The sequence below is a fragment of the Streptomyces sp. PU-14G genome, assembly GCF_041028275.1.
In the GTDB taxonomy this organism is placed as follows: Bacteria; Actinomycetota; Actinomycetes; order Streptomycetales; family Streptomycetaceae; genus Streptomyces.
In genome coordinates this window covers 1-10,293 of the sequence record NZ_JASKYT010000258.1, presented here as the reverse complement: position 1 = coordinate 10,293, position 10,293 = coordinate 1, and the positions used below count along the sequence as shown (strand labels likewise).

Here is a 10,293-nt window from a genome sequence, read left to right as displayed (position 1 = left end):
GAAGGTGAATCTGCACAACAAGGTGCTCTCGCCCAGCTCCGGGGGGGAGGTCTTCCTCGCTCCGTTCCGTGCGGCGGCCAAGGGCGAGCTGCCGAACCCGTTCATCCTCGTCATCGAGGGCTCGATCCCCAACCAGAACATCATCGAGGGCGACGGCTACTGGACCTCCTTCGGCAACGACGAGGAGACCGGCGAGCCCCTCACCCTGAACTGGTGGCTCGACCGGCTCGCGCCGCGGGCCTGGGCGGTGGTCGCGGCGGGCACGTGCGCCACCTACGGGGGCATCCACGCGATGGCGGGCAACCCGACCGGGTGCATGGGGCTCGCGGACTACCTGGGCTGGGACTTCAGGTCCGAGGGCGCGCTGCCGATCGTGAACGTGCCCGGCTGCCCGATCCAGCCGGAGAACTTCATGGAGACGCTCACCTGGGTGCTCTACCACGCGGCCGGCGCCGCCCCGCCCCCGCCGCTGGACCACATGCTGCGGCCCCAGTGGCTGTTCGGGAAGACCGTGCACGAGGGGTGTGACCGGGCGGCCTACTACGAGCAGGGCGACTTCTCCAAGGACTACAACTCGCCCAAGTGCCAGGTGAAGATCGGCTGCTGGGGCCCGGTCGTCAACTGCAACGTGCCCAAGCGCGGCTGGATGTCGGCGGTCGGCGGCTGCCCGAACGTGGGCGGCATCTGCATCGGGTGCACCATGCCGGGCTTCCCCGACGCGTTCATGCCGTTCATGGACGAGCCGACCGGCGGCAGCCTCTCCTCGATCCTCATCAAGCCGTACGGAGCCTTCATCCGCCGGATGCGCGGCCTGACCAACATCGCCGTCAACCAGGAGCCCAAGTGGCACCACAACGGCCCCGAACTGACCAGCGGCTACGACCCGCACTGGCGCGCCTGAGCGACCACCACCGCGTACCCCCATCGCGACCGACGAGGTAAGGACTGACATGACGGCAACCGCGGCCCGGCCCCAGGCGCAGCGCAAGACACCGCAAGTGGTGGACATGTCCTGGGACCCGATCACCCGGATCATCGGCAATCTCGGGATCTATACGAAGATCGACTTTGCCAACCGGGAAGTGACCGAGTGCCGCAGCACCTCGTCGCTGTTCCGGGGCTACTCGGTCTTCATGAAGGGGAAGGACCCGCGGGACGCCGGTTTCATCACGAGCCGCATCTGCGGCATCTGCGGCGACAACCACACCACCTGCTCCAACTACGCGCAGCAGATGGCGTACGGGGTCAAGCCGCCGCCGCTGGCCGAGCACATCACCAACCTCGGCGAGGCGGCCGAGTACATGTTCGACCACACCATCTTCCAGGACAACATGGTCTTCGTCGACTTCTGCGAGGCCATGGTCAAGATCACCAACCCGGGTGTGCTGGCCAAGGCGGAGCAGACCGCCTCCCCCCGCGGGCACATCCACGGCTACCGCACCATCGCCGACATCATGCGGGCCTTCAACCCCTTCGAGGGCGCGGTCTACAAGGAGGCGCTGCACGTCAGCCGCGTCACCCGGGAGATGTTCTGCAAGATGGAGGGCCGCCACGTCCACCCCTCCACGCTGTATCCGGGCGGCGTGGGCACCATGCCGGAGCCGACGACCTTCACCGACTACCTCACCCGGCTGATGAAGATCCTCGACTTCGTCAAGAAGTCCGTCTCCATGAACGACGACGTCTTCGACTTCTTCTACGAGGCGCTGCCCGGCTACGAGGAAGTGGGCAGGCGCCGCACGATGCTCGGGTGCTGGGGTGCCTGGCAGCACTACCAGACGTGCGACTACCGGTACGAGAACATGAACACCTGGGGCAAGGCGATGTACGTCACCCCGGGCATCATCGTCGACGGCGAACTGGTCACCAACAACCTCGTCGACATCAACCTCGGCATGCGCATCCTGCTCGGCTCCTCCTACTACGAGGACTGGGTGAACGAGGAGCCGCTCGTCACCCACGACCCCCTCGGCAACCCCGTCGACATGCGCCACCCCTGGAACCAGACGACGGTACCGGCGCCGCAGAAGCGCGACTTCGACGACAAGTACAGCTGGGTGATGAGCCCCCGCTGGTTCGACAAGAAGAGCGGCGAGCACCTCGCGCTGGACACCGGCGGCGGCCCGCTGGCCAGGCTGTGGTCCACCGCGCTCAACGGTCTGGTGGACACCACCTACGTCAAGGCGACAGGACACAGCGTCAAGATCACGCTGCCCAAGAGCAGCCAACTGCCGGAGATGACGCTGGAGTGGAAGATCCCCAAGTGGTCCAACACCCTCGAACGCGACCGGGCGCGCCCCTACTTCGTCGCCTACTCGGCCGCCATGGCCTTCGAGTTCCTCGACCGGGCCATGGAACTGGTCAGGGCCGGCGACACGAAGATCTTCAACGACTTCGAGCTGCCGGAGGAGGGCATCGGCTGCGGCTTCCACGAGGCGGTCCGCGGTGTGCTCTCCCACCACCTGGTGATCAAGGACAAGAAGATCGCCAACTACCACCCGTACCCGCCCACCCCCTGGAACGCCAGCCCGCAGGACCACTACGGCACCCCGGGCCCCTACGAGGACGCCGTCACCGGGCAGCCGGTCTTCGAGGAGAACGGCCAGGACGACTTCAAGGGCATCGACATCATGCGCACCGTCCGCAGCTTCGACCCCTGCCTGCCGTGCGGCGTGCACATGTACCTGGGCAAGGGCAAGGAACTGCGGCAGATCCACTCACCGACGTTCGGGGCCTCGGCGACCGGAGCCGGCCATGGCTGAGGACCGGGCTGCGACGGCGTCGGGGCACCGGCTGGCGGACGCGGACATCGAAGCGCGCCTGACACGCCTCGACGTACTCCTCGAACGGGTCGAGGGCGTGGCGGGCCCCACCGCCGAGGCCGCGTTGGAGGCCGTACGGGGTCTGACACAGGTCTACGGCGAGGCGCTGGCCCGCGTCCGCGACCTCGCAGGACCCGAACTGACCGGAGCGCTCACCGGCGACCGGCTGCTGCACCATCTGCTGGTGCTGCACCGACTGCACCCCGACCCGGTGGAGCAGCGCGTCGCCGACGCCGTCGACGAGCTGCGCGCCGCACTCGCGCGGCGCGGCGCCGACGTGGAACTCGTGGGCGTTGAGGCGGGCGTGGCCTCGGTACGGGTGACGGCCAAGGGGTGCGGGACCTCCGCGTCCGCCGTCGAGGAAGCCGTGCGCGAGACACTGCTCGCGGCAGCCCCCGAACTGACCGCCGTCCAGCGCGTGGCGAGCGAACCGGCGCCCGCGTTCGTCCCGCTGGCGGACATGCTGCCCACCGCCGCGCCGGCCGCGGGGGCCTCGTGACCTCCGGCGCGCTCGCCCGTGTCATCCGCGGGGCGGCGGAGCGCGGCGGCCCGGCGCCCGACGCCGAACGCTGCGACCTGTGCGGCGCCCCGGTCCCGGCCGACCACAGGCACCTGCTGAACACCGGGGCCGACGCGGGGACGGCGCCCCCACCGACCGGCGAGGCGGACGCCGGTGCAAGCGGTGGGGCGGATGCGGGTGCAAGCGGTGGGACGGATGCCGGGGTGGGCGCCGGTCCGGTCCCGCCTGGGGTGGGGCCGGCGGCGGGCCGCATGCTGTGCGCCTGCCGGCCGTGCTCGGTGCTGTTCGCCCGGGAAGCGGCCAGCGAGGGCCACTACCGGCTGATCCCGCAGCGGCGCACCCGGCTGGAACCGGTCTCCACGGCGGCCTTGGGGGTGCCGGTCGGCCTCGCGTTCTTCGTCCCGCACGCCGACGGCCGTGTCCACGCGCACTACCCGAGCCCCGCGGGACCGACGCAATGGGAACTCGACCCCGAGGCGTGGCAGGAAGCCGTGCGGGAGAGCCCGCCGCTGGCGACGCTCGCCGCCGACGTCGAGGCGCTGCTCGTCAACACCGTTCAGGGCCGACGAGAGCACTGGATCGTCCCGGTCGACGACTGCTTCCGCATGGTCGCCGTCGTCCGCAGGGAGTGGCGGGGCCTCACGGGCGGCAGCCGCGTGTGGCCCGAGATCGACAGGTTCTTCGCCGAGTTGACCGAACGGTCGGGGTGACGCCGCCGAAAGCCGCGGCGGCGTCTCAGGCGCAGGCGACGTACGAGGAGACAACCAGCCAAGGAGGATCCCATGGGCCGTATCAGGGTCGGAAAGCCCCAGGTGAAACCGGACGCTTCGACGCACGTCTTCGGCATCCACCAGGGCAACAAGGGGCCGTACCGCCGCCAGCCCGGTCACCACGAGGACGGCACCGCGGACGCCCGGCGCTCGACGGGCATCCACTGGAAGAAGCACAACGCCATCATGAAGATCATGCCGAACATCTCGCCCGGCTGAGGAGCAGCACCATGCAGCGACGACGTACGCGACCGACCGACACCGCGGCGCCACTCCACCGGCCCTGCTGGGCACGACGCGTCCTGTTCGCCCAGGTCGCGGTGGTCGGGGCGCTCGCCGCGGGCATCCTCGTGCGGGAGCTTCCTGGTGCGGTGCGGGAAGTGCGGATCTGGCGGATGGTCGGCTTCGGCTCCGGGTCCCGGCACCCCCGCTGACCCGCCCGCCTTGGCCACGGCCGGTCTGCCGCGGCTGGTCCGCCACGGCCGGTCTGCCCCGCCACGGCCGGTCTGCCCCGCCACGGCCGGTCTGCCCCGCCATGGCGGGTCCGCCCCGCCACGGCGGGAGGGGGCGGCCCCCTGCGCCGCGCTCGTGCCCGTGCGCGTAACCGCGCTCGTATCCGCGCCCCGCACCGTCCCCCGGGCGGTAGGCGTCGAGCGGGCACGACGGGGTACTCCGTCGTCGTCACAGCCGTCGTGGCCGTCGCCGGGCCGGGGCGGCGCGACTCCCGACACGAGCGAGGGGGCAGGGGCGTGAGGGCGAGGGTCGACCACCGCAGGACACCGGCACTGCTGGCGACGGGTCTGCTGTTCGTCGCCGGATGCGGCGCGCACGGTACCTCACACGCGTCGGCGCCCGAGGTCGCCGTGGTGCGCACCGGCACCCCGGTACACGAACCGGTGTGGTCCGGCGAGGAGAGAGCGCTGGTCGCGCTCGCCGAGAAGTCCCCGCAGGTCGTCAGGGTCGATCCGCCGCGGGAGTTGGCCGACGCACCGCGCACCGCACACACCGCACGGTCGAAGACCTTCCCCAAGCTGGGACGGAACCTGGCGCTGCCACCCGGAGACGACACCTCGGGCGTCGCCTACGTGGCACTGCCCGACCGCGACCGGATCGCCGCCCTGGACGTCTCCGACATGAGGACCGTCGAGACCCGCCGGGCCGGCGACGCACCCTCCTACCTCGCCACCGACACCGGCCCCGACCTGGCGCTGGCGCTGTCCGCCGACGGCAGCACCGTCAGCGGCACCGACCTGCACGGAAAACCGGGCGGAGGCGACGACGTGGTGGCCTCCCAGCGCGTCGGCCTCGGGCCCACCGGGGAGATCGACGGCCCGGACAGGGGGCAGCAGATCGAGTACTACGCCGTCGCGCCAGACCGCGTCACCCACTACAAGGGCTCCCGCTCGGACGTGAAGGAGACGGGCAGCCTTCCCCTGCGGGCCGAGAAGAGTGCAGGGGACAAGACGAAGGTCTCGCGGCTCTACGTCGCCGAGAAGGGCAGCGACCGGCTGCTGGCCGTGGACGAGAAGCGGTCCAGCAAGGGCCTGCACGTCGTGGCGAGCCGCCACATGGGACAGCCGGTGCGCCACCTGGACGCCGACGAGAGGCGGCTCTACGCGGTGACCGACTCCCGCCTGACCGTCCTCGCGACGAACAGCTTCACCGGCTTCGACGACGGCACGTTCGACGTCGTCGACACCATCGACTACCGCTCGGCTCTGGATCGCCCGGAGCTGCGCAAGGCACCCGTCTCCGGCATCGCGGTCGGCGGCGACCGCGTCTACCTCACGCTCAAGGGAGTGCCGTACATCCTCAGCATCGCCAAGCCCCACCTGTGACGGACGCCGGCAGGGCGGGCATCGGCACGCGCACCGGTGATCGCACTGGTCGGGACACGACAGCGACCACGCGCCCACGGGCAAGAGGCGACCACGCGCCCACGGGCAAGAGGGAGGACACCTCGCCATGAACAACGACCGGCACGTCGGCCTCGGCACCGGCCTCGGTCTCGATGTCGACCTCGACACCGACGTCGCACGGCACCCCCAGCGCGTCAGCGGCGTCTCGGCCGACCTGGAGCAGGCCTTCGCCGTCCTACGGCAGCTGCGCGAGCTGGCCGGGGACCCCTCGGCCGCCCAGGACGACGAGAGGGTGTACGACTTCAGCATCCGCTGGGGGACGCTGCTGAGCGGACGGCTGGAGCGCCTCGCCCATTACGCGGCGCGCGGGGAACTCACCCGCGAGCAGGCTGAGCGCTACCAGGCACTGCGCAGCCGGCTGCGGGACGCCGCGCCGCTGGCCGAACGACTCGACCTGGCCGGCCCCGGGGTCGTCCCGCACCTCACTCTTCCGGGTTCCCCGCGCCCATGAACTCCTCCTGTCCGAGCGTCACCCCGGTACGCGGCAGCGGGCACTTGGGGTTGGCACAGCGCAGCGCGACCAGGTAGGCGTCCTGGGCCTCGTCGAGGAAGAGGAAACCGAGGTAGAGCGCCTCGCCCACCTCGAAGCGGCCACGCCGGCAGTGCGGACACCGCAGCTTCCTGTCCCGCAGCGCCCGTTGCACCCGTTCGCGCTGTCCGGCGTCCAGGACCGTGAGCTCCGGCCGGATGTCCTGCACCACGCGCTTGCCGTGCCCGCCACGCTCGCCGACGGCGCCCCGACGAGCGCCGTCGCCCCGTGGCCGGCCGCCGTGCTCTCGCCGGTCGCCGTCCTCTCGCCGGTCGGTGTCCCGCCGGTCGCCGTCTCGCGGCCGGTCGCCGCGTCGCCGCAGGCGGTCGGCGGCTCGCTGCGCGGTGGTCATCGCGGTGGTCATCGCAGTGGTCATCGTGGTGGTCACACCTCCACGTCCTTGTCGTAGAAGACGTTGTCCTCACGCCAGCCGCCCATGCCCTTGCCGATGCACGAGTAGCCGGAGACGAACTCGATCCGCTCGATCCACTTGGCCATCTTGAAGCCGACCTGCGTCTCCACCCGCAGCCGCAGCGGCGCTCCGTGCTTGATGGGCAGGGGACCGCCGTTCATCTCGTACGCCAGCAGCGTCTGCGGCTCGCGGGCCAGCTCGAGGTCGACGACCTCGTAGAACTGCCCCGCCCCCTCCGCGCCGGGCTCGTCACGTCCGGTGTCCTGCATGGTCAAGAAGCACAGGTGACGCGCCTGCGGCAGCGGACGGACCAGCTCGACCACTTCGCGCAACGGCACGCCGCCCCACTCACCGATGCTCGACCAGCCCTGCACGCAGTTGTGCAGCACCCGCTGGCTGTGCGGCTCCCGCAGCGCGCGCAGATCGTCCAGCGTGAGAGTCATCGGGCGCTCGACCAGGCCGCCGATCTCCAGCCTCCAGTCGGCGAAGTTGTGCACGGCCATCAGCTTGTACTCGGTGCTGCACGGCGGCTTCCCGTTGACCCGGTGCTCGACCGAGAGCTTGGAGCGCGAGTAGTCCTGCCGGGAGATCAGCCGCCGCAGCACCAGGCGCCGGAAACTGTTCACGACAAAGCCCAGCCCCTGTTGCACCCTGCGGGGACTGCGGAGGCTGACGACTGTCGCGACGACGTGGACCAGGACGACAGCCGCCAGAACGCCCAGCGAGAGCCACAGCGCCGCGTTCAGGTCGCGGACCTCACCGAAGAGCATCAGCGCGTTGAGCTCCGGCCACCCCCAAGAAACGATCATCGTGAGGTGGACGGCGATGAAGACGAGGAAGGCCACCAGGCCGAGGAAGTGCAGGCTGCGCGCCGCCTGCCGGCCTCCGAACAACCGCACGTAACGGGGGAAGCGCGCCTCGACCGCCGGGGACTGCGCGGCGCCGGTGAGGATCTGGAACGGCGCCAGCAGGAAGATCACCCCCGCGTACGCGAGCTTCTGCAGAGCGTCCAGCGGCTGGCCGGGCAGCAGCGGCGGCAGATCGAAGCTCAGATACGTCATCAGGTCGTCCCAGGCCGTCGGGAAGATCGACCAGGACGTGGGCATGTAGCGGTGCCACTGGCCCGTGGCGAACAGCAGAACGACGTACACCAGACCCGTCAGTATCCAGCCGATCACACTGACGAAGTGCCAGTGCCGCCCCATCCCCAGCTGCCTGTGCCCCGGCAACGAGACGATCGACGAGTAGCTCTCCTCCTCGTCCAGCGTGTCGTAGAGCTTGTCCTTGGGCATCCGCTTGCGCGTGAAACGGGCCCACTCCGTGCCCGGCCGGCTGTCGTTGCGCCAGTACAGCTTGGGATGCGTCGCGATGATCTCGATGCCGCTGCGGATCAGCAGGGTCAGGAACAGGACGTTCAGCCAGTGCTCCACGCGCAGCCACACCGGGAAGTCGAGCTGTTGCACGGGCCTCTCCTTGGCGGTCGTCAGCGGAACGTGAAGTCAGTGGTGCCAGTGCCTCGTGTCCGGGACGGCCACGTTCAGGCCCATGAGGACGGAGGCGTGGAGAGCGAGAAAGCCGCCCGCCAGGATGAGGGTGACGGTGCCCAGGGGGTGATCCCAGCGGCCCTGCACCTCCGGCAGCCCGGGCAGCCCCGCCACTCGGCCGGCCAGATACCCGACGGCCGACACCGTCGAGACCAGGCTCCCCAGCGCCCACCCCGCCCGGGTCAGTACACGGCGCACCCCGGCCACCACGCCCACCGCGGCGAGGAACGCGCCGGACGCCAGCACCACCAGGCAGACCGTCAGATAACCCGGCCGGTCCGCCGGGTAGCCGGTGATCGCCTGGTAGAGGCGGGCGGTCGCCGTGCCGAGGAGCAGCAGCACTCCGCAGCCGCTGGTCAGCCGGGGCAGATCGAAGGCGAAGTACCGGGAGAAGGAGAGCAGCCTGCCCATCCCGGAGTACCGGAGCGCGGCGTTCTTCAGCGCGGCTCTCCCGGGCGCCGGGCTGGACGGCGCGGGCTCCTCGGGCGCGGCGTCGCGCCGCTCTCGTTCCCCTGACGCTCGGACACGGACCGTCTGCACCATGGACGGCGGGTCACCGGGCGGCAGCGACCCAAACGGAGAAGTGCCGGGTGGCGGCGATCCGGACGGGGAAGTGCCGGGTGGCGGCGACCCGGGCGGAGAAGTGCCGCGCCCCCTCACTCCGGGTCTCACGCCGGTGGGCCGTCGGACGGCGGGTCCCCGGGGGGAGGACGCTGGTCGAACTCGACGGTGACCGTCTCGAAGCTCTTGAAGGTCTCCGTCGTCGCATACGAGGCGTACGCCTTCCGGTCGGCCCAGTTCAGCCACACCCGGTCCGTGAACGGAGTCAGCAGGCTGCGCGGCCACAGCCGGTGCGTGCGCACCACGCTCACCTCCGCGGCCAGGACGAAGATGAGAGCACCCAGATACATCCAGCCCAGCAGACCCAGCACGATCCCGAACATGCCGTAGGTCGCGCTGGCACCCCGCAGCACACTGGTGGCGTAGTAGCCGCCTCCCCACTGGAGCGCCTGCCAGGCGCAGGCTGCCCCCAGGGACTCGACCCACAGCCGCCGCAGCGGCACCTGATGGTGGGTGAGGAAGGTGTAGGTGGCCAGCAGCAACGCCGTGTTCACGGCGACGGCCACCGCGGTGATCGCCGTCCGCAGCCCCGTCCCCAGCTCCGTGCCGAACGTCTGCGACTCCGAGGCCGCCACCGACAGCAGCAGCGTCACGCACAGGCCGGCCGCGACCGTGGTCAGAAAGAACATGCCCTTGAGCCGCGACCGGAACGGGTTGTGCCGGCGGTGCCGGGGCACCGCCCATATCTTGTTGAGGCTGTACTGGGCGGCCTGCGCCGCGCCCAGGCTGCCGTACAGGCTCCCCATCACACCGATCGCGAGGGCGATCCCGTTGCTGCGGAACGGGTGGATACGCCCCCGCAGCTGGTCCCCGAGCACCGGGAACTCGCCGAGGACCGAGTTCAGCAGCCTTCGCTGGAGATCCGGGTTGTCCTCGAGGAACGCTCCCAGGCCCGAGACGAACAGCAGTAGCACAGGAAAGATCGACAGGAACGTGTAGTACGTCAGCAGAGCGACCAGGTAGAGGGCCTGGTCATCGAAGACCTTGTAGACGACGGCGAGGGGCCCTCCGACCCAGCGGTGCCGCTGCTGGAAGGCGTCGAGCCGCTGCGCCGTACCGCTGCCCATGGGGCTCCAGCCGCCTCCTCCCAGACAGACCGTCTCACTCCAGCTCCCGACCGTCTCACTCCAGCCAAGCCCAGTCGGCCCGGCTGCGC

At 70.5% G+C, this 10,293-nt stretch carries 12 protein-coding genes; 8 read left to right on the top strand and 4 right to left on the bottom strand.

Annotation, left to right across the window (positions count from 1 at the left end; translation table 11 throughout):
- The 8 genes from AB8Z75_RS24900 to AB8Z75_RS24865 all read left to right on the top strand — a co-directional run.
- A partial coding sequence (locus AB8Z75_RS24900) for a hydrogenase expression protein HypE (protein WP_369205645.1) occupies positions 1-901 on the top strand: 901 nt, incomplete at its 5' end.
- Positions 902-950: 49 nt separating this feature from the next.
- On the top strand, positions 951-2,762 hold the full coding sequence (locus tag AB8Z75_RS24895; RefSeq protein ID WP_369205643.1) for a nickel-dependent hydrogenase large subunit: 1,812 nt from the start codon (positions 951-953) through the stop codon (positions 2,760-2,762).
- Positions 2,755-3,321 (top strand): NifU family protein, encoded by a 567-nt coding sequence (locus tag AB8Z75_RS24890; protein WP_369205641.1) that lies wholly within the window; start codon positions 2,755-2,757, stop codon positions 3,319-3,321. The genes AB8Z75_RS24895 and AB8Z75_RS24890 overlap by 8 nt, the downstream gene beginning before the upstream one ends.
- Complete coding sequence (locus tag AB8Z75_RS24885) at positions 3,318-4,052, top strand: DUF5947 family protein (RefSeq protein ID WP_369205639.1); 735 nt, start codon at positions 3,318-3,320, stop codon at positions 4,050-4,052. The genes AB8Z75_RS24890 and AB8Z75_RS24885 overlap by 4 nt, the downstream gene beginning before the upstream one ends.
- A 72-nt stretch (positions 4,053-4,124) precedes the next feature.
- On the top strand, positions 4,125-4,331 hold the full coding sequence (locus tag AB8Z75_RS24880) for a hypothetical protein (RefSeq protein WP_369205637.1): 207 nt from the start codon (positions 4,125-4,127) through the stop codon (positions 4,329-4,331).
- Between the two features lie 11 nt (positions 4,332-4,342).
- Positions 4,343-4,546 (top strand): hypothetical protein, encoded by a 204-nt coding sequence (locus AB8Z75_RS24875; RefSeq protein ID WP_369205635.1) that lies wholly within the window; start codon positions 4,343-4,345, stop codon positions 4,544-4,546.
- 315 nt (positions 4,547-4,861) lie between these two features.
- Positions 4,862-5,950 carry a hypothetical protein gene (locus tag AB8Z75_RS24870; protein ID WP_369205633.1) on the top strand — a complete coding sequence of 363 codons (1,089 nt, stop codon included), beginning with the start codon at positions 4,862-4,864 and terminating at the stop codon, positions 5,948-5,950.
- A gap of 127 nt (positions 5,951-6,077) precedes the next feature.
- Entirely contained in the window at positions 6,078-6,482 is a 405-nt protein-coding gene (locus AB8Z75_RS24865) for a hypothetical protein (protein WP_369205631.1), read from the top strand.
- Here AB8Z75_RS24865 and AB8Z75_RS24860 read toward each other — a convergent pair.
- From AB8Z75_RS24860 to AB8Z75_RS24845, 4 genes are all read right to left on the bottom strand, one after another.
- Positions 6,454-6,948 (bottom strand): hypothetical protein, encoded by a 495-nt coding sequence (locus tag AB8Z75_RS24860; RefSeq protein WP_369205629.1) that lies wholly within the window; start codon positions 6,946-6,948, stop codon positions 6,454-6,456. The two genes, AB8Z75_RS24865 and AB8Z75_RS24860, sit on opposite strands and share 29 nt — an antisense overlap.
- Complete coding sequence (locus AB8Z75_RS24855; RefSeq protein WP_369205627.1) at positions 6,945-8,435, bottom strand: molybdopterin-dependent oxidoreductase; 1,491 nt, start codon at positions 8,433-8,435, stop codon at positions 6,945-6,947. Before AB8Z75_RS24855 ends, AB8Z75_RS24860 begins: the two co-directional genes overlap by 4 nt.
- Positions 8,436-8,471: 36 nt before the next feature.
- Positions 8,472-9,059 carry a hypothetical protein gene (locus AB8Z75_RS24850; RefSeq protein ID WP_369205625.1) on the bottom strand — a complete coding sequence of 196 codons (588 nt, stop codon included), beginning with the start codon at positions 9,057-9,059 and terminating at the stop codon, positions 8,472-8,474.
- Between the two features lie 125 nt (positions 9,060-9,184).
- Positions 9,185-10,204, bottom strand: coding sequence for a YihY/virulence factor BrkB family protein (locus AB8Z75_RS24845; protein WP_369205647.1), 1,020 nt, complete (start codon positions 10,202-10,204; stop codon positions 9,185-9,187).
- Between the last annotated feature and the right edge of the window lie 89 nt (positions 10,205-10,293).

Bases quoted from the DNA above. Each gene is read 5' to 3' on its own strand.
- AB8Z75_RS24895 (WP_369205643.1), top strand. From the start codon at position 951: ATGACGGCAACCGCGGCCCGGCCCCAGGCGCAGCGCAAGACACCGCAA.
- AB8Z75_RS24890 (WP_369205641.1), top strand. From the start codon at position 2,755: ATGGCTGAGGACCGGGCTGCGACGGCGTCGGGGCACCGGCTGGCGGAC.
- AB8Z75_RS24880 (WP_369205637.1), top strand. From the start codon at position 4,125: ATGGGCCGTATCAGGGTCGGAAAGCCCCAGGTGAAACCGGACGCTTCG.
- AB8Z75_RS24875 (WP_369205635.1), top strand. From the start codon at position 4,343: ATGCAGCGACGACGTACGCGACCGACCGACACCGCGGCGCCACTCCAC.
- AB8Z75_RS24865 (WP_369205631.1), top strand. From the start codon at position 6,078: ATGAACAACGACCGGCACGTCGGCCTCGGCACCGGCCTCGGTCTCGAT.
- AB8Z75_RS24850 (WP_369205625.1), bottom strand. From the start codon at position 9,059: ATGGTGCAGACGGTCCGTGTCCGAGCGTCAGGGGAACGAGAGCGGCGC.
- AB8Z75_RS24845 (WP_369205647.1), bottom strand. From the start codon at position 10,204: ATGGGCAGCGGTACGGCGCAGCGGCTCGACGCCTTCCAGCAGCGGCAC.